This is a genomic window from Corynebacterium poyangense, assembly GCF_014522205.1.
GTDB classification, from domain to species: domain Bacteria; phylum Actinomycetota; class Actinomycetes; order Mycobacteriales; family Mycobacteriaceae; genus Corynebacterium; species Corynebacterium poyangense.
The window spans coordinates 2528678-2554338 of sequence record NZ_CP046884.1 but is presented as its reverse complement, the minus strand read 5'-3'; the positions used below and the strand labels follow the sequence as shown (position 1 = coordinate 2554338).

The window sequence follows — 25661 nt, the reverse complement described above, 5'->3', positions numbered from 1 at the left end:
CAAAGTATGAAATCTGAGAATAGCCCATTCTTAGCTGTGAAAGACCTATCTCGGAAACCCCCTGTGAACTGCTAAAAATCCGAGGAATCGCGAGGTGAACTCAGAAAGGGTGGAGATTTTCGGCTTATTAATTAATAAATTGTGATATTAGCCTCTTTTTTGAATACTCCTGTAACGCGGGCAGTTTCTAAAGAGATTTCTTATATGTTCGCCCGTTGAGGTGAACCCCTCCGGGGGAGTTGTCGATCATCTCTCTCAAACCAACCCGCGTGTTAGCAGAAGTCACGCTAGACGCGATTGCCTCTTAGGCCTCGTTTCGGATGAAATCCTCGAGCCGAGCCCGGGCAATATCATCCGGCAGCTGCTCCGGAGGGGACTTCATGAGGTAGGAGCTCGCTGGCATAATTGGTCCGCCCAGTCCTCGATCTAGCGCGATTTTCGCAGCTCGAAGTGCATCGATAATAATGCCTGCGGAGTTCGGGGAATCCCACACTTCCAACTTATATTCCAAGTTCAGCGGTACTTCGCCGAAAGCTGTTCCCTCCAAGCGCACATAGGCCCACTTGCGGTCATCGAGCCACGCCACGTAATCCGAAGGTCCGATGTGGACATTTCGATCCTCAACCTTGCCGGCCAGCGGCCCCTCGCTGAGGTTTGACGTCACTGCCTGAGTTTTGGAAATTTTCTTTGACTCTAGGCGGTTGCGGTCCAACATATTCATGAAGTCCATGTTGCCGCCCACATTAAGCTGCATGGTTCGCTCTAGCCGAACTCCGCGTTCCTCAAAGAGTCGAGCCATGACTCGGTGAGTAATAGTGGCACCCACCTGGGATTTAATGTCATCTCCCACAATCGGGACACCGGCTGCTCGGAACTTCTCCGCCCACTCCGGATCCGAGGCGATAAATACCGGAAGCGCATTGACAAAAGCGCATCCGGCGTCAATAGCGCACTGAGCGTAGAACTTATCGGCTTCTTCGGACCCTACCGGAAGATAAGAGATCAGTACATCTACCTGGGCATCTTTCAATGCCTGGACAACATCAACTGGTTCTTCACTGGACTCAGTAATGGCTTGTTGATAGTGGATCCCCAAGCCGTCATAAGTAGGTCCGCGCTGCACAATTACCCCAGTATCAGGAACCTCAGTAATAGTGATAGTGCAGTTCCGGGAAGAACGGGTGGCTTCAGCAAGGTCTTTGCCTACCTTATCGGCATCAACGTCAAACGCTGCCACAAACTCCACGTCACCAACGTGGTAATCCCCAAACTGCACATGCATCAGTCCGGGTACTTTTTCTTCCGCGGGAGTGTTCTTATAGAACTCCACCCCTTGAATCAACGAGGTAGCACAATTTCCCACACCCGCGATAGCCACGCGAATTGTCGAATCGGCCATGAAAAGATATCTCCTCACACTGAATTGCGGTGCCCTAGTTTTCGGCACATCGTTCTCACGGTACGGGCCTTATCAACAAATTTGGGTAACTCCCCTAACCTGATCGATTAAGTAGCTGAGTTGATCGTTCAAGCTCTCATGTCCACCCGACTATTTAGAATGAAGGTGTGCTCACATATCGCGATGAAATTAATCATCTCTGGGAAAGACGCCATGTGCTTAGGCAGTGGCGTCGAGGAGAGCTGTCGCGTGAGTCCGTATGTGATGCTGATTTTCTCCTTATTACCGCTTCCCAATATCATGGCTCTTCGGCCGGTCGCGACTGCCCCATTTGCGGTTCTGAACAGCTCAGAACCGTGGAATGGATCTACGGTGAAAAGCTGGGGCGGCTTTCTGGAACGGCCCGAACCAAGGAGGAAATTGCTGAACTGTTACACCGATTTCCAGAGATCACGGTTCACACCGTGGAGGTCTGTCCAGTGTGTAAGTGGAACTTTCTCTTGAAGGCGCGCACCGCGGTTGCGGGGTAAATGTATCCACTTCTCAGGAATGACGGTTAATGTGACAGAAGAGAAGTATGCCGTAGAGGATGGGATAGAAGTTGTCAGAGAAGAACAGAAGCACAGGCGGGTCCACGGCTGCCGGACTTCGTACTCAAGGTGCGCATGGTCTTCGCCGCACTGGTGGATCACCACGTCGCCCTTGGATTATCGGGCTAGTCAGCGCCCTCGCGGCGGTGATTTTGGTGCCGCTCGGATTGTTCCTCATCGCCTACATCATGGTGGATGTTCCGGAACCGGATGAACTTCCAGCTCCGCAGATTTCGCAGATTTATGCCTCAGACAGCCAAACGGAATTGGCGCGAATTGTTCCGCCGGAGGGGAACCGACGTAGCGTCCCGGTGGAGGATATCCCCGATCCAGTAAAAAATGCGGTTCTGGCCGCAGAGGACCGGGAGTTCTACACCAATAACGGTTTTTCCTTCAGCGGTTTTGGCCGGGCGGTGTTGGGTCAACTACGTGGTGACTCCTCCGCGGGTGGTGGATCTACCATCACCCAGCAATATGTGAAAAATGCGTTAGTGGGAAATGAGCATTCCTATCTCCGTAAGGCTAAGGAGTTGGTGTACTCCGTCAAGATGTCCAATGAATGGTCCAAGGAGGAAGTCCTTGGTGCCTATCTCAACACGGTGTATTTTGGCCGAAATGCCTACGGCGTGGAGGCTGCCTCTCATGCTTATTTCAACAAGTCAGTACGGGATTTAACTCCAGCAGAAGCGGCGGTTTTGGCTGCGTCTATTCAGCGTCCGAGTCAGCTAGACCCGTGGACAAACCGGGCCGAAGCTGAACAGCGCTGGAATTATGTTTTGGACGGGATGGTAGACGTCGGGACCTTGGATCCCCAGGAACGAGCTACCATGGTTTATCCGGATACCATTGATCCGGCAGCAAGTCAGGCCGGGGTGGAGTCTGATGCCCCCAGCGGTATGATTAAAAACCATGTGGTGGAGGAACTAGATTCGCTGGGAATTTCCGAGGACACTATTACTACCGAAGGGCTCAAGATCACCACCACCATTGACCCGGTAGCTCAGCAGGCAGCGGTGGATGCGGCGCGGAACAATCTCAAAGGTCAAAATGAGAAACTCCGCACAGCAGTAGTTAGTGTTGATCCTCGTACCGGAGGAGTCCGGGCCTATTACGGCGGTGAGGACCCCTATGGTTGGGACTACGGCAGTGCCGGTCTGCAAACGGGTTCGACCTTTAAGATCTTTGGTTTAGCCGCAGCCTTGCAACAAGGTATTCCGCTTTCGACGATGTACTCCTCTGCCCCAGTTCAATTGCCTGGTTCTATTACGGTAACGAACTCAGACAACATGACGTGCGGGTATTGCAGTATCCGTGAGGCTTTGAAGCAATCATTAAATACAAGTTTCATTCGGCTTCAACAGGACCTGGAAAATGGACCGACCGATACCGCGAATATGGCTCACAATTTAGGTGTTGCTGAGTCTTTCCCCGGTGTTCCGCACACCTTGACGGAGGACAATGGCGCATCCTATGAAGGTGTCATTCTGGGCCAATATCAGACCCGTCCAATAGATATGGCGGTGGGCTTAGGAACTCTCGCTGATGAGGGTGTTTTCCACCAGACTCACTTTATTCAGAAGGTAGAAAATGCTCAGGGTGAAGTGCTCTATGAGCATCCCGATGGAGATGGGGAACGCCGGCTTGATGCCAATATTGCCAATAATGTCATCAGCGCTATGCTCCCCATTGCGGCATATTCCAACGGCAATGCCCTAGCAGGTGGCCGCCCCTCTGCGGCTAAGACCGGAACCACCCAGCTAGGAGATACTGGCCAAAATAAAGACGCCTGGATGATCGGTGCTACGCCGCAGCTTTCTACCGCTGTCTGGGTGGGAACTGAAGATGGTTCCCCCATTACTACTGCTTGGGGTGGACCCATCTATGGTGCTGGACTCCCGGCCACCATCTGGAAGTCGACGATGGACAATGCGCTCCAGAATGAAGATATTGAGTACTTCTCGGAGGCTCAGCCCATTACGGTGACAAACCGTTCATTGCGCAATGCCAATGTGCCGCCTCCTGGTTGGTACAACCGTCAACGTTCTACTACTACTTCCAGCACGGCCAAGAGTGAGCCTTCAACGCCGGCTGAGCAACCTTCCGCACCGGCTCCGAATCCCGGCATCCAAATTCCTGGATTACCTCCTATCCCCCTGCCCACTCAACCAGCTGAGCCAGCTCCGGCACCCGGTGGTGGCCAGGGAGGAACAGGTAATACCGGTGGCGGAAACGGTAATTCTCCGGAAATTCGACCAGGTCAACCTGTTCCTACCGGATAATGCTGTCGATGTTGGGACAACCTCACTACCGCCGTCGCGTCATCGGCACTGAGCCGGCTGCCCGGTCCTGGGGGGAGTTTTTGGGCGGGCCCCTAGGGCACTTCGCTGCAGTAGGACGACAGCGGTGGTGGACACCACTGCGGGTTCTGCTCAGCACCGCGGTGGTCTTTAGCTGCTTCGCCTACTTAGCAAAAGCAGCTTGCCTCCGGCGTAGCATTGACGCCGATGGACACGTCGGGCTGAATTGGTCCGGTTCCTGGCAATACACCACGGCTTGTTATAACGACATCATCCCCCTCTACCAAGGTCGGGGCCTTAACATCGGGGGATTCCCCTACGCCTACAGCTGGCAAGAAGGCGATCTCACCCGATACATGGAATATCCCGTGGCTGCTGGTCTGTTCCAGGGGATCCTCGGTTGGATGAGTCGGCTGGCAATTCCTCTCATCGATCTTCTCCCCGGCACTCCCCCAGCTGACGCTGCGGTCTACTTCACGCTGACTGCTCTGACCATCTCCCTGCTCTGGGTGCTGACCATAGCCATGCTGGCAGAACTCGCCGGTAACCGAGTTTGGGATGTAGTGCTAGTCGCAGCCTCTCCCCTTTATGTTGTTCACGCCTTCACTAACTGGGACATCCCCTCTATTTTCCTCGCCGTAGCTGCCTTATATTGGGTTCGACGTCACCGAGCGGGCTGCGCCGGAATCTGCATCGGAATCGGCACCGCCTTTAAACTGTGGCCGCTTTATCTCTTAGGAGCCTTTTTGGTGCTGTCGCTGCGCCACCGCCGTTTCTCAGCGATGAGAAAAATGCTGGTGGGCAGCGCAGTGTGCTGGTTAATTATCAACCTTCCGGTGATGGTTCTCTATCCCTCAGCGTGGAGTGAGTTTCTCCGTCTCAACCGCGAACGCAGTTGGGAATGGACCACCATCTACGCCGTTATTGCTCGCGCCACCGGGTGGGCGGGATTTGATCCACCAGATTCTGTTCCCACCGTCCTCAACACACTCACCTTTGCGCTCTTCGCTGCGGCGTGCATCGCCATCGCAGTTCTTGGCCTGGCGGCACCCCGCCCCCCGCGGGTAGCGGAGCTCATCTTCCTCATTATCGCCAGTTTTCTCCTGGTGAATAAGGTGTGGTCTCCCCAATACTCGCTATGGCTAATGATTCCAGCTGTCCTAGCGGTGCCTCGCTGGCGCCTAGTGCTGACCTGGATGAGTACCGAAGCAATTCTCTGGCCCGTGCTGACGTGGCACATGATGGGATCTGCGGCACATGGGCTTCCGGGATGGGCGCTTAATCTCGTGATTCTCACTCGAGACGGGCTCATAATTGCCCTCATGATCATCGTGATCCGCCAAATGCTAGGCAAGGTGCCGGACCCAGTGGCGGAATTCCATCGCGGACAAGACCCCTTAGCTGGTGATTTTGCGCCGGTTCATGGGGTATCACACTCTCCTGCTAAGAAGGTTGTGAACCAAGGATGAACACCCTCACCTTCCTCACCATGTGCAGCGTCTTCCTGGGATTCTTATGCATCATGGCTGCGTTCTGGGGCTTCATGCGCTCCAAGCCTAAGAAACTGCTCATCGCCTTAGGCCTAGCCGCACTAGTTTTTGTGACGATTATCCCAGTCATTATTGCCCTGACTATCTCTGCCCCTAAGCTCTAAATCTTCTATCAGGTTCGACGTCTCCGTGGCCTGGGCCAAGGATTCTGGGCGCAAGGACCAACAGGTAGCTGACCTAGTTCCTCAGGATCGAGCTACGGCGGTGTGGGGTGAGGGAAACTAAAACGTTCGTTCCTCTTTCGCGATCCCCGCGAGAGCGGTCATGGGGGATTTTCTCGACGATTATCTTTTGAACTGAATCTGGGGTACTCTTGACAGGTTGCTTGACGCAACGACCCTCCTGCCGCACCCACAGACCAGGTGCGGCCGATAAAACAGAATGAAGACCATAGGAGGTGATGAGGTCCGTGCGTCAGTACGAAGTCATGATCATCATGGATCCGAGCCAGGATGAGCGCACCGTAGCCCCGTCCCTGGATAAGTTCCTTGAGGTAGTCCGCAAGGAAAAGGGGACCGTGGATCAGGTGGATGTATGGGGTAAGCGCCGTTTGGCGTACCCGATCCTCAAGAAGGAAGAGGGCATCTACGTGGTTCTGAACCTCACCTGTGAGCCGGATACCGTCCAGGAGCTGGATCGTCTACTCACCATCAACGACAACATCCTGCGTACCAAGGTTCTGCGCAACGACAAGTAAGCACCGCGACGAGCACTCGTGAGCTGCTAGCATCGGCCACAACAGAGCAGGAAGGTAGAAGAACATGGCACAAGGAGAAACCAGCATTACCGTGATCGGCAATCTTGTCGATGACCCGGAGTTGCGTTATACCCCCTCCAATGCGGCGGTAGCGAATTTCCGAATCGCCTCTACGCCCCGTTTCTATAATCGAGATACCGGGCAGTGGGAAGATGGCGACGCCTTGTTCCTGACCTGTAATGCGTGGCGCAAACTCGCCGAAAATGTGCGAGAAACTCTCAGCAAGGGAATGCGCGTCATTGTGACTGGTCGGCTCCGGCAGCGTTCCTATGATGACCGTGAAGGCAACCGTCGAACCGTTTTTGAAATTGAGGTAGACGAGGTTGGCCCTTCTTTGCGCTATGCCACAGCACAGGTAAACCGTAATCCTCGAGAAGGCGGATACGGTGGAGACCGTAGCGGTGGATTTGGCGGTGGCCAGCAGCAGCCCTCCGGTGGAATGGGTGGTGCTCCGCAACAGAACCAGAATCAGGGACTTAATAACTACGGTGGATTTGGTGGAGGACAGCAGAATTCTGGGAATTCTCGCAATGACCCCGCAGATGATCCGTGGAACTCTGCTCCCCCGGCCGGTGGCTTTGGTGGAGCTAATGATGATGTCCCGTTCTGAGGTAGCAACATAGATTTTAAGGAAAGGCAGGGATCATGAAGCTGATCCTCACCGCTGCCGTTGATAACCTCGGTGTCGCTGGTGACATCGTGGAGGTTAAGGACGGCTACGGACGTAATCTCCTGCTTCCCCGCGGTTTAGCTATTCCCGCAACCCGCGGTGCGGTGAAGCAGATTGAAGGCATTAAGCGTGCCCAGGAGGCTCGGGCTATCCGAGATCTCGATCATGCACATGAGGTTCGCAAACAGCTAGATGAGCTGCGCGGCGTGACCGTGAAGGTCCGCACCTCTGAAAAAGGCAAAATCTTCGGTTCTGTGAAGCCGGAAGACATCGCTCAAGCTGTGAGTGCAGCTGGCGGGCCGAAATTGGACAAGCGTGCCATTGAATTGCCGAAGACTCTGATTAAGAGCACTGGTAGCTACCAGGTCATTGTGAAGCTTCACAATGATATTTCCGGCAAGGTGAATTTTGAGGTCGTCTCTGCCTAAGCGGTATTGAGATGGCGGCTAACTAACTAGCCCAACGACAACAGCACTTAAAAGCCCTGGGTTTAGCTCCTCCGATGAGTCAGGAGAGAAACCCGGGGCTTTTGAGGTTTTAGTGAGGTTTTAGCCGTGGAGAAGGTTGTGGAAAATTTGTGGAAAACTTTTCCTCCTGCATAAAAATGAAAAGTGCTGGTAAGCGCGAAGTTGCCTAGAATCTACTTATTCACCATTTGTCAAACTGGCAGGTAGTTGAGGTATTCCACGAAAAGAGCTAACTTTTCCACCTGGAAAAAACCCGCTGACCAGGAAAAATAGAAAAACCACGCGATGTCGAAGGAGTTTTTCCACAGTTTCCCCACAGCTTCGCAGTGTCGAATGTGAACAATCGGGTAGTTTTCCACCTACCGTCCACAGCCCCTGTGGAAAACTTTGTGGAAAAGTAGCCGAGATCGTTTCTCTTCTCTCCACCGGCTAAGGTAGAAAAAGCCGCAAAATCCGACGCACGTTGTGAGGGGAACAATGGCTAATAACGCCTACGATGACAGCTTCGATGATGATTCCGTGCAGCTTCCTGAATCCCGGGACAATTTTTATCCGGATGAACCGTCTAGCTCCTCTTCCCGATACTCTCGAGGCCCCGCGAGCCGAGGAAAAGCCGCAGAAAACTCTTCCGGGCTACGGAGTATGCCTCATGACAATGAAGCAGAACAAAGTGTCCTTGGCGCCATGCTGCTCAATAATGACTCCGTTGTCGAAATTATTGAAGAACTCGCCCCAGCTGATTTTTATATCCCCCGGCACCAAATCATTTTCCAGGCAATTCTGGATCTATTCAGCCAAAATAAGTCCACCGACCCGGTAATTGTGGCGGACTATTTGGATCGCCATAACAACTTGGATCGAGCAGGTGGAACTGATTATCTCCTGGACCTGACTCAGATTGTGCCCACCACCCTCAACGCTCCTTATTACGCCAAGATCGTGGCCGAAAAAGCCACGTTGCGTCAACTGGTTAACGCTGGAACGCGGATGGTGCAGCTAGGTTTTGAGGGCAATGACGGTGCTGAGATAGACACCTTGGTGGATATGGCTCAGCAAGAAGTATTCGCTATTAGCCAAGGGCGCACTAAAGAGGACTACGTGGCGTTATCCGGTGTGCTAGAAGAAACCTTGGAAGAGCTCGATGAGATTGCACAAATTGGTGGACAAGCTACCGGGATTGCCACCGGATTCCCAGATCTCGATGCCATGACCAACGGGCTTCATGGCGGGCAAATGATTATTATTGCGGCGCGTCCAGGCGTCGGAAAATCAACCTTAGGACTGGACTTTGTTCGTTCCTGTTCACTGCGCCAAGGAAAAGCCTCCGTGATTTTTTCGCTTGAGATGAGCCGTACCGAGATTGGTCGACGTCTGCTCTCGGCCGAAACCGAGATCAACCTTCAAAAGATGAACAGCGGCAATATGGATGACCAAGATTGGGTGAAGGTGCTAGAGCGCTCAGGTGAAATCCGTGATGCTCCGCTTTTCATTGATGAGTCCCCAAACCTGACGATGATGGAAATTCGAGCCAAGGCGCGGCGCTTAAGCCAACAAGCAGATTTGAAGTTGATTGTGGTGGACTATTTGCAGCTGATGAGCTCAGGCAAGAAAGTGGAGTCTCGTCAGCAAGAAGTGTCAGAGTTTTCCCGGCAATTAAAACTTCTTGCCAAGGAGCTCGACGTCCCCCTCATCGCGATCTCTCAGCTCAACCGCGGTCCTGAATCCCGGACGGATAAACGCCCCCAGTTGGCGGATCTTCGTGAATCCGGTTCTTTGGAGCAGGACGCGGACATGGTGTTTTTGCTTTACCGCCCGGACTCCCAAGAACCAGATAATGAACGCGCTGGTGAGGCTGACATTATCATCGCGAAGCACCGCGGTGGACCCATCGGAACAGTGGAAGTGGCCCACCAGCTGAATTGTTCCCGGTTCGTGCCCATGAAGAGGATGGGGATGGATTAGGAACTTTGGTGACCGCGGAAGTTCCGGAGGCGCAGCGAGTTACTGACCACGAAGATGGAGGATAAGGCCATTGCTGCACCCGCGAACATGGGATTAAGAAAACCTAGCGCGGCTACGGGAATAAGCAGCACGTTATAAGCAAAAGCCCAAAAGAGATTGCCGTGGATAATTTTTAGTGTCCGGCGGGAGAGCTTTAAAGCATCTACTGCCGATTCCAGATCACTATTCATCAAGGTAATGTCGCTAGCTTCAATAGCGACATCCGTGCCAGCGCCCATCGCCAACCCCAGGTCCGCTTGCGCTAAGGCCGCCGCATCATTGATCCCATCACCCACCATCGCTACTTTGTGTCCAGCTTGCTGCAACTGGGCCAGAACAGCCACCTTATCTTCCGGCAAAACCCCAGCAGTAACGTGATCTGGAGCAATTCCTACTTCGCGGGCCGTGGCGTTGACCGCACCAGCATTATCCCCGCTCAGTAACCTTACTTCTAGCCCCATGCGGCGTAATGAGGAAATCGCGGAAGCAGAGGACTTCTTAACCTGATCCCGGAGGCTAAGCGCCCCAGCTTCTTCACCATCCCAGGACACCACAACCACGGTGCTTCCTTGTTCCTGGACCGTGGAACACCAGCGGGCAAGGCCGGGGCTTTCTTGCCCAGAGAAGCGAGCAATATGGATGAGGTGGCCGTCGATCCTCCCATCTACCCCACGCCCTGGAAGCGCTTGGAAATCCTGTACTGGGATTAACGAGAGTTGGCGGTCTTGAGCCGCGCGGACCAGAGCTTGAGCTATGGGATGTTCACTGGCTTTCTCCACTGATGCGGCATAGCGAAGCAGTTCCTCTTCCCCAGGGCAAACCTGAGAATTCGGTGTTATATAGATCTGATCAACGTCCATGTGCCCGGTGGTTATGGTGCCCGTTTTATCCAACACCACAGTGTCGATGGCGCGTGAGGATTCCAGCACCTCTGGTCCCCGAATAAGCAAACCAAGTTGGGCCCCGCGGCCGCTACCCACCAACAATGCAGTAGGTGTAGCCAAACCCAAAGCACAAGGGCAAGCAATAATTAGTACTGCTACTGCTGCGCTAAAGGAGTCCGCGAGGGAAGATCCCCAGAGCAGGTGCAGAATCAGGCTCACAATAGCAATCAGAATGACTGCGGGAACAAAAATCTGTGAGATTTTATCGACTAGCCGCTGCACCGGGGCTTTGCGGGTCTGAGCTTCAGTGACCAACGCTGCCATGTGAGCTAAGGTGGTGTCTTTCCCCACCCGGGTTGCGCGCAGCACCAGACGCCCGGAGGTATTCAAGGTTGCCCCGGTGACCTGGCTACCCTGATTGACCTCCACCGGAATAGATTCCCCACTAATCATGGATTCATCTACTGCAGAATGCCCTTCGATCACCTCAGCATCAGTGGGAATCTTTTCCCCCGGCCGAACCACTAACACATCCCCTACTTGGATGTCAGCGGCCGGAATACGATACTCCTGGTTATCGCGCAGTACGGAGGCTTCCTTCGCCCCCAAATTCAGCAATTGATACAGGGCTGCCGAAGATTTCCCCTTAGCCCGATGCTCACCCCATCGCCCTAGTAAGAGAAAGCTCACCACCATGCTGGCCGATTCCAAATAGATTTGGTCTGTACCGGCATGAGAGTGAGCGCTTAAGGACATGTGCATTCGGTAACCGGGATCACCAGCCCCTCCCCAAAATAGCGCCACCATGGACCACAGCCACGCAGCCGAGGTGCCCAAAGAAATCAGGGTATCCATGGTGAAACTACCGTGTCGCAAATTCTTTAGCGCGGCCCGGTGAAATGGCGCCCCGCCCCACAGGAAAACGGGAGTGGCCACCAAGGCTACCGCCCATTGCCAGTGCTCAAATTGCAGGCTCGGGACCATGCTGAGCACCATGACCGGCACACTGAGTAGTAATGAGATCACCGCGCGCTGAGCTAAATCTCGTTCCTGTGCTGCGTGGGCCTCATTAGCCATGTGAACCTGGGACTGTTCCTCTCCCCCGGGAACGTCAGATCCGCCATGATCAGGAGCAACCGGCAGAAAAGCCCCATATCCAGCTTTCTCGACCACAGCTATGAGCTGCTCGGGCTGAACAAGGGCGGGATCATAGTCGATATCTGCTGATTCGGTGGCAAAGTTGACGGTGGCTGAGACGCCGTCGAGCTTATTTAATTTCCGCTCTACCCGCGCAGAACAGGACGTGCAGGTCATCCCGGTGATATCTAGATGGAGATGAAAAGGAGAATTTGATGCTGCCAGTGCCACAGTTGTCCTTTCTTCTACACCGGGATCGGGAAATCATTACTCAGCCCCGACATTCAGCGAAAAGGGTGCGCCTTGTCTTAGCGCACCCTTAGCTTACTCCCACATCATCGGGTTAGAGCAGCGTGTACCCGGCTTCCACGACAGCCTCTTCAATTTGTTGATCGCTAAAACCTTCACCGGTGACGGTGGCAACCCCGTCTGCTAAGTCCACCGTGACACCTTGCACACCCGGAATATCATTAATTTCTTCCGCTACCGCGTGGGAACAGTGTTCGCAGGTCATACCCTTAATGGAGTAATTCTTAATCAACTTACTTCGTCCTTTCTTGCACCTGTAGACCGTAGGTTTATTGTCGTGGGAGCGCGTAGCGGAATAATGCACGCCATGGTTCTGTTGAAAGAGCCAAGTCCGGGTTAGATTATCGGTCCTAACACCACAGACCATACAGTTAACTCGGAATCTTTGGATGTATCACTGTGCAATTGGCTGGAGGATGATGAAAAATGGCCACTATTGATGTCACGGAAGACAATTTTGAAGCAACGGTCACCGCCGATGGTATTGTGCTGGTCGACGCCTGGGCGTCCTGGTGCGGACCGTGCCGAGCCTTCGCTCCGACCTTTGAAAAAGCCTCTGATGAACATACTGATCTGACTTTTGCCAAGTTGGATACCGAAGCCAACCAGTCTCTTGCTGCGGCTTTAGAGATTCAATCCATTCCTACCCTCATGGTTTTCCGTGATGGCATTTTGATTTATCGCGGAGCTGGAGCTTTGCCGCCAGCTGCTTTGAATGATCTCATTTCTCAAGCCCGTGAGCTGGATATGGATGAAGTTCGACGTCAGGTTGCCGAAGCCAGCCAAGACCCCAACGCCTAATACTTTGTTGCCGCTACTTTTGTGAGAAACAACATTTATTACTTAATGCTGTATACCTAGGCGTCGGACTTCGGGTATCTTCGCCTTTAAGGATAAATAGTGCTGGCGCCTCTGGACGGTTGCGGAAGATCGTCCCACGGCCGCAAACCAACCCCAACGATGGAGTGATGCTACTATGGCTAACCCTTTCTCTAAAGGCTGGAAATACCTTACTGCTTCCCTTGACGCCAAGATTGATGAGAATGCGGACCCCCAAATTCAAATCAATCAGGCCATCGAAGCTGCTCGTAATCAACACCGCGCCATCAGTGAACAGGCAGCAACGGTTATTGGCCAACAGCATCAACTGGAGTTGAAGATCAATCGCCTGCTCCAGGATAAGGAGAAGGCAGAGGGGCAAACCAAAAACGCCTTAAACCTTGCCGATAAAGCAGCAAGTGAAGGGAATGCCCAGACTGCTCAGGAGTACCAGCAGGCTGCCGAGGTATTAGCCACCCAGTTGGTTTCTATTGAGGAGCAAATCAGCGAAACGCAAACCATGCATCAGCAGGCTAGCCAGGCTGCTGAACAAGCCAAGCGTCAACAAAAGGAGTCCGAATCCCGGTTGCAGGAACAGCTGGGAGAACTCGAGAAATTGCGCAGCCAAGCAGCTCAAGCGGACATGCAAAAGAAAGCCTCCGAGGCTTTGGACGGGGCACAGCAGTTGAGTGGTGATAGTTCCACGCCCACGCTAGATTCGGTGCGGGAGAAAATTGAGCGCCGTTATGCTCAAGCCCTGGGCGCTCAGGAACTTGTCCAGAATTCGGTGGGTGAGCAGATCAGTAACTATCAAAGCCTTGAAACTGATCTCAAAGCTAGTGCCCGGTTAGAGCAACTGCGTGGAGAATTAGGAATTAGCACTGGACAAAACCAGCCTGCATTAGAAGAGAGCAGCACACCTTCCGAGGAATAACAATCCCCCAAGAGTGATAAATCTTAGGGGTAGTGTCGCACCGGGGGATACATTCCTTAGTCTGGTTGAGATAGGTTAATGAGTATTCCCCGAATCCCAGAGTGGAATCCATCTCTGAGGTTTACCCGTTGGGTTTCGCTGAGAGTGTATTCATGCAGGGTTTCGCAGGCAAATTGCAAGAGTGGCCGATCAATCTCCGGCGGTAATCCTCCGCCGGACAGCAGGTGGGCGTGGTTGCGTTGCTGCTCATTTGCAGCATTTTCATACCACCAGGCCGCATATTGCTGTCCCACGTCAAAGGGGTTTTGAGATCCTGCGGTAGTCCATACTTCGGCGGGAAGCGGGACATAGCGAGATCGCAATTTTCGTCGCGGAGCCATCATCGACGGTTTGGGTGGGCCTGAGGGCTTAGGCTTAGGTGGAACCCCATTGTCCTGATCCTCCGGGTTGAGGTCGGCATCAGCTGCGTCAGATTCCTCGGGTTGCTCGCCCTGATTGTGCATTGCCGGTTCAGAATCATCCTCCGTGGACGGCTCAGGTGTTGCCGACGGTATCGACTCTCCCAGCCCGGGCTCTGGAATCAGGTTTTGTCCTCCGCTTTCCCCTTGCCCAGTGGGAGTTGCTGGGGTACTAGAGCTACTGAAATTCCCCGGTTGCAGCACTAATTCTTCGTCGTGAGTGGCAAAAATACTGGGATCGGCAATCGCGGAACCAGATTGCGCTGGCGGTTTATCCGGCCCAGTGCCGGGGGTTTCCGTAACATCAGGCTCAGCACAATCTGGTTGTTGTTCCCCAGATTCTGTTGGCTGATCCTCCTGCGGCTGGGCTGGCGGCATAGCCGAGTCCGGGACTTCAGTTAATCCACCTTCCTCTAGTGGTTCTGCATCCCCAATAGGTTTGCTTCGAACCGTGGGCGGCAGCGGTCCTTCAAGGACGTGGATTTGCATACAGTCACAGAAGTCTTCGCGCGGATCCAAAATAGTGGTGGTATCACAACTATGGCGCAGCGCCGAGGACATGGAATCCCAGCCAAAGCCATAAAGGTGCACCCTAATGCCAGCATTGGTGGCCTCTTGCACGCCGGGAATCATATCCGCGTCGCCCGATACTAAAACTATGTCTGAACAATGGTGCTTCACCGAAGCAAGCACCATGTCCGCAACTAATCTGGTGTCTACAGCTTTTTGAGTCCGACGCTCACCCCATTCAATTAATTGCCCAGCCCGCAATAACACCCCGTCGCAGGTTCTCAGCGCCCGCTGATAACGGTGTGGACCAGAATCAGGAATTCCGTCATACCAATTTTGGCGATGAACGGGTTGATGTAATTGTTCCTGGATCATCCGATCCAGGGTATTAACTACCTGTGGAAGGTCGATTTCTAATTGCGCACGTGCCCCGGTCTCCCACGAGTTATAAAAGCTCGCAAGCAAATAAGACGTATCCACAAAGACCTGTGTGCGTTCAAGCATGGCTCCTAAATTTCTTTCCTAAAGTTGTCACTGTTTTATTTACCAGCATGCACTAGAACACCCGCATCCGTCGATGCGGGGAGCTCCGCAGCCCTAAATTCAACAGCCATTATGGTCCGACGCACCCCTATCGTCGTCCAGCCCCTCCCCTAAGTTCACCAAATAGCCCACACGCCCCGGTTTTTTGTGGTGTGTGCTGGGGATTTGTGTGTTGTGTGGTGGGTGTGTAAGTTTAGTCGGGTCACCGCGTGGGGCTGTGTTGTGGTTTCGTGTGGGTGATGTGTGTTGTGTGAGAACTCAATAGTGTGCCAGTAGTATTTTTTGTGATGGATTCACGCGTTATTGGTTGTGGCTTGTTGTGTGATGGGCCTCGTGGTGCTGTGGTGGGGTTGTGGCTATTCCTTGCTGTTGTGGTGTCACGGTGATCAATAATGTTTTTTTAATTTAGCTTTGGCTGTTGCTGGTGGTATGGTGTGTTGTCCTCGTCGGATGTGCTGTGTCATTGGTGATGGTTTTTTGTTTTTTTGGTTAGGTTTTGACTCTTTGTTGTGGAAGGGTTTTTTCCTTTTTTATGGAGAGCTTGATCCTGGCTCAGGACGAACGCTGGCGGCGTGCTTAACACATGCAAGTCGAACGGAAAGGCCTTGCTTGCAGGGTACTCGAGTGGCGAACGGGTGAGTAACACGTGGGTGATCTGCCTCATACTCTGGGATAAGCCTGGGAAACTGGGTCTAATACTGGATAGGACTGCATTGTAGGTGGTGTGGTGGAAAGTTTTTTCGGTATGAGATGAGCCCGCGGCCTATCAGCTTGTTGGTGGGGTAATGGCCTACCAAGGCGGCGACGGGTAGCCGGCCTGAGAGGGTGGACGGCCACATTGGGACTGAGATACGGCCCAGACTCCTACGGGAGGCAGCAGTGGGGAATATTGCACAATGGGCGCAAGCCTGATGCAGCGACGCCGCGTGAGGGATGACGGCCTTCGGGTTGTAAACCTCTTTCGCTAGGGACGAAGCTTTGGTGACGGTACCTAGATAAGAAGCACCGGCTAACTACGTGCCAGCAGCCGCGGTAATACGTAGGGTGCGAGCGTTGTCCGGAATTACTGGGCGTAAAGAGCTCGTAGGTGGTTTGTCGCGTCGTCTGTGAAATTCCGGGGCTTAACTTCGGGCGTGCAGGCGATACGGGCATAACTTGAGTGCTGTAGGGGAGACTGGAATTCCTGGTGTAGCGGTGAAATGCGCAGATATCAGGAGGAACACCGATGGCGAAGGCAGGTCTCTGGGCAGTAACTGACGCTGAGGAGCGAAAGCATGGGTAGCGAACAGGATTAGATACCCTGGTAGTCCATGCTGTAAACGGTGGGCGCTAGGTGTAGGGACTTTTTCACGGTTCCTGTGTCGTAGCTAACGCATTAAGCGCCCCGCCTGGGGAGTACGGCCGCAAGGCTAAAACTCAAAGGAATTGACGGGGGCCCGCACAAGCGGCGGAGCATGTGGATTAATTCGATGCAACGCGAAGAACCTTACCTGGGCTTGACATACACCAGATCGCTGCAGAGATGTAGTTTCCCTTGTGGTTGGTGTACAGGTGGTGCATGGTTGTCGTCAGCTCGTGTCGTGAGATGTTGGGTTAAGTCCCGCAACGAGCGCAACCCTTGTCTTATGTTGCCAGCACGTAGTGGTGGGGACTCATGAGAAACTGCCGGGGTTAACTCGGAGGAAGGTGGGGATGACGTCAAATCATCATGCCCCTTATGTCCAGGGCTTCACACATGCTACAATGGTCGGTACAGTAGGTTGCGATATCGTGAGGTGGAGCTAATCCTTGGAAAGCCGGTCGTAGTTCGGATTGGGGTCTGCAACTCGACCCCATGAAGTCGGAGTCGCTAGTAATCGCAGATCAGCAACGCTGCGGTGAATACGTTCCCGGGCCTTGTACACACCGCCCGTCACGTCATGAAAGTTGGTAACACCCGAAGCCAGTGGCCTAAACTCGTTAGGGAGCTGTCGAAGGTGGGATCGGCGATTGGGACGAAGTCGTAACAAGGTAGCCGTACCGGAAGGTGCGGCTGGATCACCTCCTTTCTAGGGAGTTTTGTTTTTTGTTTTTTTGGTTGTGAAACGTCATGCGTGGTCATGGTTGGTAGCGTGTGGGTTTGTTGTGGTGCTGCTGGTGGCTGTTGGGTGTCTGGGATGGCACAGTTAAGTGTTTTCCTTGTTGTCTGGCTGTGGTGTGCTGCTGCTTGTTTGTGGGTGGTGGTGTGCTGTGGTTGGTGTTGTGTGAGAACTGTATAGTGGACGCGAGCATCTTATTCTATTTTTCTGCAGCATGTTGTGTGTTGTGTAGGGCGTATAGTGGATGCCTGTGGTATATCGAGCCGATGAAGGACGTGAGAGGCTGCGTTAAGCCTCGGGGAGTTGTCAGCTAAGCGTTGATCCGAGGATGTCCGAATGGGGTAACCTGGCCATCGTTATGGGTGGTGACCACGTGGTGAATGTATAGCCATGGTGGGGGTAACGCGGGGAAGTGAAACATCTTAGTACCCGTAGGAAGAGAAAACAATTTGTGATTTCGTGAGTAGTGGCGAGCGAAAGCGGATGAGGCTAAACCTGGTGTGTGTGATACGTGGCAGTGGTTGCATGCTAGGGGTTGTGGGGTTTTTTGCGTAACAGTTCTGCCAGGCTGTTGATTGTTGTGGTTGCAAGAGCGGAAGTGGTGTGGGAGCACTCGTCGTAGAAGGTGATAGCCCTGTACGTGTACTTGTGATTGTGATGGTTTGTGAATTGTCCCCGAGTAGCAGCGGGCTCGTGGAATCTGCTGTGAATCTGCCGGGACCACTCGGTAAGCCTAAATACTTGATATGACCGATAGTGGATTAAGTACCGTGAGGGAATGGTGAAAAGTACCCCGGGAGGGGAGTGAAATAGTACCTGAAACTGTGCGCTAACAATCCGTCAGAGCCTCTGTGTGGGGTGATGGCGTGCCTTTTGAAGAATGAGCCTGCGAGTCAGCGGCATGTCGCTTGGGTTAACCTTTGGTGGGTAGCCGTAGCGAAAGCGAATCCTCATGGGGTGTGTGTGGCATGTCCTGGACCCGAAGCGGAGTGATCTACCCATGGCCAGTGTGAAGCAATTGTAAGAGGTTGTGGAGGCGCGAACCCACTTAGGTTGAAAACTGAGGGGATGAGTTGTGGGTAGGGGTGAAAGGCTAATCAAACTCCGTGATAGCTGGTTCTCCCCGAAATGCATTTAGGTGCAGCGTTGTGTGTGCTTGCTGGAGGTAGAGCTACTGGTTGGTTTAGCGGGACGATCATCTTAGCGATATCAGCCAAACTCCGAATGCCGGTAAGTGTGAGCATGGCAGTGAGACTGTGGGGGATAAGCTTCATAGTCGAGAGGGAAACAGCCCAGATCGCCGGCTAAGGCCCCTAAGGGTGTGCTAAGTGGAAAAGGATGTGGGATCGCGAAGACAGCCAGGAGGTTGGCTTAGAAGCAGCCATCCTTGAAAGAGTGCGTAATAGCTCACTGGTCGAGTGGTTCTGCGCCGACAATGTAGTGGGGCTTAAGTACACCGCCGAAGCCGCGGCAAGAACACATGTTTGTGTGTTGTTGGGTAGGGGAGCGTCGTGTATGTGGTGAAGTTGCCGGGTGACCGTGTGATGGAGTGTACGCGAGTGAGAATGCAGGCATGAGTAACGATTGATAAGTGAGAATCTTATCCGCCGTATGACTAAGGGTTCCTGGGTCAAGTTCGTCTTCCCAGGGTGAGTCGGGTCCTAAGGCGAGGCCGTCAGGCGTAGTCGATGGATAACGGGTTGATATTCCCGTACCTGTATGCATGCGACCATGATGAATCAGTGATACTAACTTTCGTGCTGTTGCATTATTGTGCTGCGCATCCTTTTGTGGGTGTGTGGTTGGTGTGATGGTGTTGGGAGGGCCTGATCTGGTAGTAGTCAAGTGATGGAGTGACGTAGTAGGGTAGCTAAGCCATCTGGTGGTTATGGTGGTGTAAGCGTGTGGCCTAAAGGCTAGGGAAATCCGGTCTTTGTTTGTAAAGGTGAGGCGTGATGCGTAGCCCTTTTTGTGGGTGATGTTAGTGATCCTGTGCTACCGAGAAAAGCTTCTAGCGATGTGTGTGTACGGCCCGTACCCGAAACCGACACAGGTAGTTGGGTAGAGCATACTAAGGCGTTCGGGTGAACTGTGGTTAAGGAACTCGGCAAAATGCCCCCGTAACTTCGGGAGAAGGGGGGCCGCTGGTGGTGCCCCATGTTGTCTGTGGTGGTGCTGTTGGTGGTCGCAGAGGATAGAGGGAAGCGACTGTTTATCAAAAACACAGGTCCGTGCGAAGACGGTTAAGTTGAGGTATACGGACTGACGCCTGCCCGGTGCTGGAAGGTTAAGAGGACCTGTTAAACCTGTTGTGGGTTGAAGCGGAGAATTTAAGCCCCAGTAAACGGCGGTGGTAACTATAACCATCCTAAGGTAGCGAAATTCCTTGTCGGGTAAGTTCCGACCTGCACGAATGGCGTAACGACTTCCCTGCTGTCTCAATCACAGGCCCGGTGAAATTGCAGTACGAGTAAAGATGCTCGTTACGCGCGGCAGGACGAAAAGACCCCGGGACCTTTACTATAGCTTGGTATTGGTGTTCGGTTCGGTTTGTGTAGGATAGGTGGGAGACTGTGAGGTTATCACGCTAGTGGTAGCGGAGTCGTTGGTGAAATACCACTCTGGCCGGATTGGATGTCTTAACCTTGGCCCATGATCTGGGTTGGGGACAGTGCCTGGTGGGTAGTTTAACTGGGGCGGTTGCCTCCTAAAAGGTAACGGAGGCGCCCAAAGGTTCCCTCAGCCTGGTTGGTAATCAGGTTTTAGAGTGTAAGTGCATAAGGGGGCTTGACTGTGAGACTGACAGGTCGAGCAGGAACGAAAGTTGGGACTAGTGATCCGGCATCTCATTGTGGTTTGGGTGTCGCTCAACGGATAAAAGGTACCCCGGGGATAACAGGCTGATCTTCCCCAAGAGTCCATATCGACGGGATGGTTTGGCACCTCGATGTCGGCTCGTCGCATCCTGGGGCTGGAGTAGGTCCCAAGGGTTGGGCTGTTCGCCCATTAAAGCGGCACGCGAGCTGGGTTCAGAACGTCGTGAGACAGTTCGGTCTCTATCCGCCGCGCGCGTGGAAACTTGATGAAAGGCTGTCCCTAGTACGAGAGGACCGGGACGGACGTACCTCTGGTGTGCCAGTTATTGTGCCTATGGTATGGCTGGTTAGCTACGTGCGGGAGGGATAACCGCTGAAAGCATCTAAGCGGGAAGCCTGTTTTAAGATAAGGTTTCTTTTGAGGTTCCCTAGAGATGATGGGGTTGATAGGCCGGGGTTGTAAGCCTTGTGAGGGGTTGAGATGACCGGTACTAATAGACCGATAACACACAAAAAATGAGTGTGTGTGGGATTGATAGTGTGTGTTTGCGTCTGCTGTATAGTGTCTGGCATGACACTGCCACCCCTTGGTGGGTGTGGTGGGTTGTGTTGGTGGGTGTGTTGGTGGTTGATGGTGGCAGGGTCACGCCCGGTCCCGTTCCGATCCCGGTAGCTAAGCCTGTTTACGCTGATGGTACTGCACTTGTGAGGGTGTGGGAGAGTAGGTTGCTGCCAACACGTGATAATTTGATTAATTCCCTGTGGGGTGGGGTGGTATGGTGTGATCCCGTACCACCCCCTTTTTTTTTCGTGCCCTGCGGGGGGGTAGAGGCATAGCCCGAGGGGATGGCGCAAAGAAAAGCTAGAGCGTTAGTGGAGTTGGATAACTCGAAGAAAAGCACATATGTTCTTCACTGAGAGGATCAACAAAACTCAATGACTTCGCCACTAACTGAAGCGGCTTAGTAAAATCTGCGCCCAAATGGTCGAGCACCGTCGGGTATATTGGATCTCCCAGAATAGGTACTCCAGCAGCACACATGTGCACCCGTAACTGATGGGTTTTCCCCGTTAAGGGGCGTAATTCATATCGGGCTTGGGGTGGTTGAGGTCCGTAAATTGCTTCAATGGACGATTGCTCTGTTGAATTTAACGGTGTTATTCGGATAACCGTGGTATGAGTATTTGCTGGGCCATCGATTACCCGAGCGTCAACAGTCCCGGGTGTTTTCGCTAATCGCGATGTCCACTGCAGCGGTAAAGACTCTTGGGGGAACAGATCGGGCCGATAATCAGCAATTGCCTCGTAACACTTGTCGGTCTTTGAGGCGGCGAAGAGATTTTGATAGATTCCGCGATCCTGGCGTCGGACTATAAAAGCTAACACCCCGGAGGTAAGTCGATCCAAGCGATGTGCCGGGATGAGATCATCGTTTCCGGTTTCTCGGCGCAATTTGGTCAGTGCGGTTTCAACGATATGCCGTCCCCGGGGCATGGTTGCCAGGAAGGGTGGTTTATCGATGACTAAAAGGGACTGGGTTTGTGCGAGGGTTCGGATAGGAAAGGGAACCGGAGTTTCCTCGGCTGGAATGCGGTAAAACCACATGTTTTCTCCGGGGTGCATGAGTTGGTCCGGGGAAATTGGCTGGGCATAGCAATCCACCACTTCACCGCGGTTGAAGCGGGCGGCAACTTCGGCATCGGTATCGCTGGGGTGGCGATACCGTTGACGCGCAACTACGCGAAGTAGCCATTCATAAGCACTCAGGGGTGCGGTGTGCTCGGGAAATCGGATTCTTGAAGCGTTGAGGCCATCTTTGACGGGCAAAGGGTTTCTTAGGGCTCGCAAATGAGATATAGTTTTGCCCATGGATTTTGATTCACTCCTAGCACCAGTCATGGAATTCTTTAGTCACGGTGTAGGCAAGCAGATTGCTGACGCCCTCTGGGCACTGTACACCCATCTCTACCCGTCTAACGCTGGCCCCGCTGAGCCCGTAGTTGTTCCAAAGTAAATCCTATGCATTACCCCCGAATAAGGGGGATTTAAGCGCGTAGAGGCCCTTCCCCCAGGGAAGGGCCGTTTAGTTTTCCAGGAAGGACAGGGGTAGGGGCTGGAAACACTTTTGCCCCCGCAAGGCGCGCTAAACTAAGAATTAGAAAAAGCGGTACCGGCCACCCGCTCGTGCCAGACCGCCTGGTTTATAGAAAGCAAGGTGAAATTAAGACCATGGCCAAAGAAGACATTGTTGTAGTTGCTGTCGATGGCTCTGAAGCCTCGAAAACTGCCGTGCGGTGGGCTGCCAATACCGCGATGAAGCGTGGCGTCCCGCTACGTTTGGCATCTAGCTACACCACTCCTCAGTTCCTTTATGCCGAAGGGATGGTGCCGCCCCAAGAGGTTTTCGATGATTTACAATCTGAGACCTTAGAAAAAATTGAAGAGGCGCGCGGCATTGCACATGAGGTGGCTCCGGACCTGAAGATTGGGCACACCATTGCTGAAGGAAGCCCCATTGACATGCTGCTTGATATGGCGCATGACGTCACCATGATCGTGATGGGCTCTCGTGGTCTTGGCGGGCTTTCTGGCATGGTGATGGGCTCTGTCTCGGCTGCCGTCGTTAGCCACGCTACCTGCCCGGTTGTGGTGGTGCGAGAGGATAACAACGTAACTGTCGATAATAAATACGGCCCAGTAGTTGTTGGTGTAGATGGCTCGGACGTATCCCAAAAGGCCACCGAATTTGCTTTTGCGGAAGCTGATGCTCGCCACTGCGAACTCGTAGCAGTTCACACCTGGATGGATATGCAGGTACAGGCATCGCTAGCTGGTCTTTCTGCAGCGCAGCAGCAATGGGAAGAGGTTGAGCAGGAGCAGAAGGAACTGCTGGAATCACGGATTAAGCCGATCCGGGAGAAGTATCCCGATGTGTCTGTGAAGACCGTTATCACCCGGGATCGGCCGGTACGCGCCCTTACTGAGCAGGCTGAAGGGGCGCAGTTGCTGGTGGTTGGGTCCCATGGACGAGGCGGGTTCAAGGGAATGCTGCTGGGTTCGACGTCCCGAGCCTTGCTGCAATCGGCTCCCTGCCCGATGACTGTGGTGCGTCCTGAAAGCTTCTAAAAATGTGAAGCGCCTTACCCCGCCTATTACGGGCGGGGTCCTTTTTTAGCTCAAATGTATAACAACTTTGAAAATAAGTATGTTTTTATTGAAGAGTATGACATGATAGGGATTGCACATAAGCCTACTCATATCAGAAAGGGATCAACATGCTTGGTCTAGGTATTATCGGCTGGATCATCATTGGTGGCCTGGCAGGTTGGATTGCATCCAAGATTAAGGGAACCGATGCTGAGCAAGGCATCTTCCTTAACATCGTGGTCGGTGTTGTAGGTGGCCTTATCGGTGGCTGGATCCTCAATCTCTTCCATGTTGATGTTCAGGGTGGCGGACTGATCTTCAGCTTCCTAACCTGCCTCCTCGGCGCGGTCATCCTGCTGACAATTGTTAAATTTGTCCGCAGCAAGATGCAGTAAGCGTCTCTACTCCCAACGGCTCACAAATTTTGTGGGCCGTTCTTTCATATCTCCGAACAGATTTGTCTATATTAGGATTCGGAACTAGCTAGGTATCTCAAGGAGGATAACGCCCCATGGCCCGACGACGTGACCGTCCCAGCCCGCGTCACCGTCTCTTGGAAAGTGCTACTCGGTTATTTACTACGGAAGGCATCCGGGTAATAGGAATTGATCGAATTTTGCGCGAGGCGGATGTGGCCAAAGCATCTCTTTACTCCCTTTTCGGTTCCAAGGACGCCTTGGTCGCTGCCTACGTCCGTAACCTCGATGCTCAGTGGCGGGAGTCCTGGGAGAACCGAACCGCTAATTTAGCGGAGCCGGTATTAAAGATCCTGGCGTTTTTTGATCAGTGCATGGAAGAAGAACCGGGGAAGAATTTCCGGGGATCGCATTTCCAGAATGCTGCTTCTGAATTCCCCCGCCCAGAAACAGAAGCCGAGCATGACATTATCGCTGCAGTGCAGGAGCACCGCCAATGGTGCCGGGACACGCTCACACGGTTATTAAGTGAACGCAATGGTTACCCCTCAGCTTCGCAGGCAGAACAGCTTCTCATTTTGCTCGACGGCGGCTTGGCCGGAGTTAAACTCAGCAAAAGCCTCCAGCCTCTCCAAGTAGCTAGAGACCTAGCCAAAGATTTGCTGTCAGCTCCACCGGCAGACTATTCCATCTGATCCCGCTGCGCTTGTTTTTCCGCTTTGCGCTGTTTCCGTTGCTGCACCATCAGCGCTTGGCGTTCCTTTTGCATTTGCTTTCGGGTGGCGCTCTTAGCCTTCTTAAGTTGTTTTGCTTCCGCCTTCGCCTGCGCTGCGCTTTCTTTCTTTTCAGCTAAGGCAGCATTGACCTTCGCCCGAATTTGGCGGTGCTGAGGAAGTAAAATCCAGGATTTTACGCGCTGTCGTCGAGCCCAACGCTTGAATCTGCGATGCTCCCGGTGTTCCTGCCGGACATGTTGGCGTCGAGCTTTAATATGCTCACGTGTTTCCTCAGGAAGCGGCATGGTCCGGGCAATATAGATATGGATGAGGAGATTCTGCGTGGCTGTCCACAGGTTGTTGGCAACCCAGTACATTACGATGGCCACCGGGACTGGTCCGGTTAACGCCGCGCTAAAAAGCATCAAGGGGATGATGACAATAAAGGTAAAGGTGATCCGGACCATGACTCGCGCCATTTTGGAATCCCAGTCCAGAGTAGTGACATTGCGATATAGGGAAAGCCCCAGGTTAAAGAGGGTAAAGCAGATAGCTACGGTGGCCATGGGCAAAACCAAGCTATAAACGGCATCACGGGTGGTCCCGAGCATGGCGTGTTGTTCCGGGCGCATATTCACATACGCGGGAAGAGGAATCCCGGCGACGTGCCCTTGGAGGAAGGCCGAAATTTCCTGGGAGTTCAGCAAGCCAATGGAGTTATGCTGAGCTGTTTCGAGGCCGTCACGCGGTCGGGCCATACGCAATAAGACTTGGTAAAGGCCGATAAAAGCAGGGATTTGGATTAGAACGGGAAAACAGCCGGCCCAGGCGTTATAGTTGTGTTTCTTCCGAAGCTCCTGGACGCGTTGATCATATTCCTGAAGGGATTCTTTATCCGTTCGGGTACGATACTCATCATTAAGGGCGCGCATTTCCGGGCGCAGTAAAACATTGACGCGTACACTGCGCAGCTGCATCAGCGCTGAAGGAGCAATGAGGCTACGTACCACAATGACTAGGCCAAACATAGAAAGAATCCAGGCTAAAGAATCCTCGACACCCAAGGCATTGTGGAGGAGGAGATGCCACAACTTCAGCACACCCGAGACCGGATACACGAAGAGATCTACCACGGTCTTAAATGATACAAACTTCCGCTAGG

20 protein-coding genes and 3 rRNA genes are annotated in these 25661 nt (G+C 53.2%); 17 read left to right on the top strand and 6 right to left on the bottom strand.

Annotation, left to right across the window (positions count from 1 at the left end):
* Positions 1-304 precede the first annotated feature (304 nt).
* Positions 305-1399, bottom strand: a complete 1095-nt coding sequence (locus tag GP475_RS12050; protein ID WP_187974591.1) for an inositol-3-phosphate synthase — start codon at positions 1397-1399, stop codon at positions 305-307.
* A gap of 167 nt (positions 1400-1566) precedes the next feature.
* Here GP475_RS12050 and GP475_RS12045 point away from each other — a divergent pair, with 167 nt between their 5' ends.
* The 8 genes from GP475_RS12045 (at position 1567) to dnaB (ending at position 9692) form a co-directional block, all read left to right on the top strand.
* Complete coding sequence (locus GP475_RS12045; protein WP_187974590.1) at positions 1567-1929, top strand: DUF5318 family protein; 363 nt, start codon at positions 1567-1569, stop codon at positions 1927-1929.
* A 71-nt stretch (positions 1930-2000) separates the two neighbouring features.
* The gene (locus GP475_RS12040; RefSeq protein ID WP_394367390.1) at positions 2001-4268 is read left to right on the top strand and encodes a transglycosylase domain-containing protein; all 2268 of its coding nucleotides are present in this window, start codon (positions 2001-2003) and stop codon (positions 4266-4268) included.
* A gap of 8 nt (positions 4269-4276) precedes the next feature.
* Entirely contained in the window at positions 4277-5755 is a 1479-nt protein-coding gene (locus tag GP475_RS12035) for a glycosyltransferase family 87 protein (RefSeq protein ID WP_262485193.1), read from the top strand.
* Positions 5752-5940 (top strand): hypothetical protein, encoded by a 189-nt coding sequence (locus GP475_RS12030; RefSeq protein ID WP_187974588.1) that lies wholly within the window; start codon positions 5752-5754, stop codon positions 5938-5940. Before GP475_RS12035 ends, GP475_RS12030 begins: the two co-directional genes overlap by 4 nt.
* A gap of 305 nt (positions 5941-6245) precedes the next feature.
* Positions 6246-6533: a 30S ribosomal protein S6 gene (gene rpsF / locus GP475_RS12025; RefSeq protein ID WP_187974587.1), complete on the top strand. Its 288-nt coding sequence runs from the start codon at positions 6246-6248 to the stop codon at positions 6531-6533.
* A 64-nt stretch (positions 6534-6597) separates the two neighbouring features.
* The gene (locus tag GP475_RS12020) at positions 6598-7203 is read left to right on the top strand and encodes a single-stranded DNA-binding protein (RefSeq protein WP_187974586.1); all 606 of its coding nucleotides are present in this window, start codon (positions 6598-6600) and stop codon (positions 7201-7203) included.
* A 35-nt stretch (positions 7204-7238) separates the two neighbouring features.
* Complete coding sequence (gene rplI, locus GP475_RS12015) at positions 7239-7691, top strand: 50S ribosomal protein L9 (RefSeq protein WP_187974585.1); 453 nt, start codon at positions 7239-7241, stop codon at positions 7689-7691.
* Positions 7692-8207: 516 nt separating this feature from the next.
* Positions 8208-9692 (top strand): replicative DNA helicase, encoded by a 1485-nt coding sequence (gene dnaB, locus GP475_RS12010; RefSeq protein ID WP_187974584.1) that lies wholly within the window; start codon positions 8208-8210, stop codon positions 9690-9692.
* On the opposite strand, the gene GP475_RS12005 is transcribed toward dnaB, so the two are convergent.
* On the bottom strand, positions 9689-11929 hold the full coding sequence (locus GP475_RS12005) for a heavy metal translocating P-type ATPase (protein WP_187975938.1): 2241 nt from the start codon (positions 11927-11929) through the stop codon (positions 9689-9691). The two genes, dnaB and GP475_RS12005, sit on opposite strands and share 4 nt — an antisense overlap.
* 166 nt (positions 11930-12095) lie before the next feature.
* Positions 12096-12293: a heavy-metal-associated domain-containing protein gene (locus tag GP475_RS12000; RefSeq protein WP_187974583.1), complete on the bottom strand. Its 198-nt coding sequence runs from the start codon at positions 12291-12293 to the stop codon at positions 12096-12098.
* Between the two features lie 194 nt (positions 12294-12487).
* Here GP475_RS12000 and trxA point away from each other — a divergent pair, with 194 nt between their 5' ends.
* Together trxA and GP475_RS11990 are read left to right on the top strand one after the other, a co-directional pair.
* Positions 12488-12862: a thioredoxin gene (gene trxA, locus GP475_RS11995; RefSeq protein ID WP_187974582.1), complete on the top strand. Its 375-nt coding sequence runs from the start codon at positions 12488-12490 to the stop codon at positions 12860-12862.
* Positions 12863-13037: 175 nt separating this feature from the next.
* Positions 13038-13814 carry a PspA/IM30 family protein gene (locus GP475_RS11990; protein ID WP_187974581.1) on the top strand — a complete coding sequence of 259 codons (777 nt, stop codon included), beginning with the start codon at positions 13038-13040 and terminating at the stop codon, positions 13812-13814.
* Between the two features lie 56 nt (positions 13815-13870).
* Here GP475_RS11990 and GP475_RS11985 read toward each other — a convergent pair whose 3' ends face one another.
* Positions 13871-15286: an NYN domain-containing protein gene (locus GP475_RS11985; protein WP_187974580.1), complete on the bottom strand. Its 1416-nt coding sequence runs from the start codon at positions 15284-15286 to the stop codon at positions 13871-13873.
* A gap of 568 nt (positions 15287-15854) precedes the next feature.
* Here GP475_RS11985 and GP475_RS11980 point away from each other — a divergent pair.
* The 3 genes from GP475_RS11980 (at position 15855) to rrf (ending at position 20957) form a co-directional block, all read left to right on the top strand.
* Positions 15855-17373, top strand: a 16S ribosomal RNA gene (locus tag GP475_RS11980).
* A gap of 247 nt (positions 17374-17620) precedes the next feature.
* Positions 17621-20734: ribosomal RNA gene (locus GP475_RS11975) — 23S ribosomal RNA — on the top strand.
* Positions 20735-20839: 105 nt separating this feature from the next.
* Positions 20840-20957: ribosomal RNA gene (rrf, locus tag GP475_RS11970) — 5S ribosomal RNA — on the top strand.
* The 16S, 23S and 5S rRNA genes sit together here, the layout of an rRNA operon.
* 124 nt (positions 20958-21081) lie before the next feature.
* Here rrf and GP475_RS11965 read toward each other — a convergent pair.
* Positions 21082-22089, bottom strand: coding sequence for a pseudouridine synthase (locus GP475_RS11965; RefSeq protein WP_187974579.1), 1008 nt, complete (start codon positions 22087-22089; stop codon positions 21082-21084).
* Here GP475_RS11965 and GP475_RS11960 point away from each other — a divergent pair.
* The 4 genes from GP475_RS11960 (at position 22088) to GP475_RS11945 (ending at position 24478) form a co-directional block, all read left to right on the top strand.
* On the top strand, positions 22088-22234 hold the full coding sequence (locus GP475_RS11960) for a hypothetical protein (RefSeq protein WP_187974578.1): 147 nt from the start codon (positions 22088-22090) through the stop codon (positions 22232-22234). The genes GP475_RS11965 and GP475_RS11960 overlap by 2 nt on opposite strands.
* A 215-nt stretch (positions 22235-22449) precedes the next feature.
* Positions 22450-23346: a universal stress protein gene (locus GP475_RS11955; protein ID WP_187974577.1), complete on the top strand. Its 897-nt coding sequence runs from the start codon at positions 22450-22452 to the stop codon at positions 23344-23346.
* Positions 23347-23495: 149 nt separating this feature from the next.
* Entirely contained in the window at positions 23496-23762 is a 267-nt protein-coding gene (locus GP475_RS11950) for a GlsB/YeaQ/YmgE family stress response membrane protein (RefSeq protein WP_187974576.1), read from the top strand.
* 116 nt (positions 23763-23878) lie between these two features.
* On the top strand, positions 23879-24478 hold the full coding sequence (locus tag GP475_RS11945; RefSeq protein ID WP_187974575.1) for a TetR/AcrR family transcriptional regulator: 600 nt from the start codon (positions 23879-23881) through the stop codon (positions 24476-24478).
* Here the strand turns inward: GP475_RS11945 and yidC are convergent.
* Complete coding sequence (gene yidC / locus GP475_RS11940; RefSeq protein WP_187974574.1) at positions 24466-25632, bottom strand: membrane protein insertase YidC; 1167 nt, start codon at positions 25630-25632, stop codon at positions 24466-24468. The two genes, GP475_RS11945 and yidC, sit on opposite strands and share 13 nt — an antisense overlap.
* Positions 25633-25661: the final 29 nt, after the last annotated feature.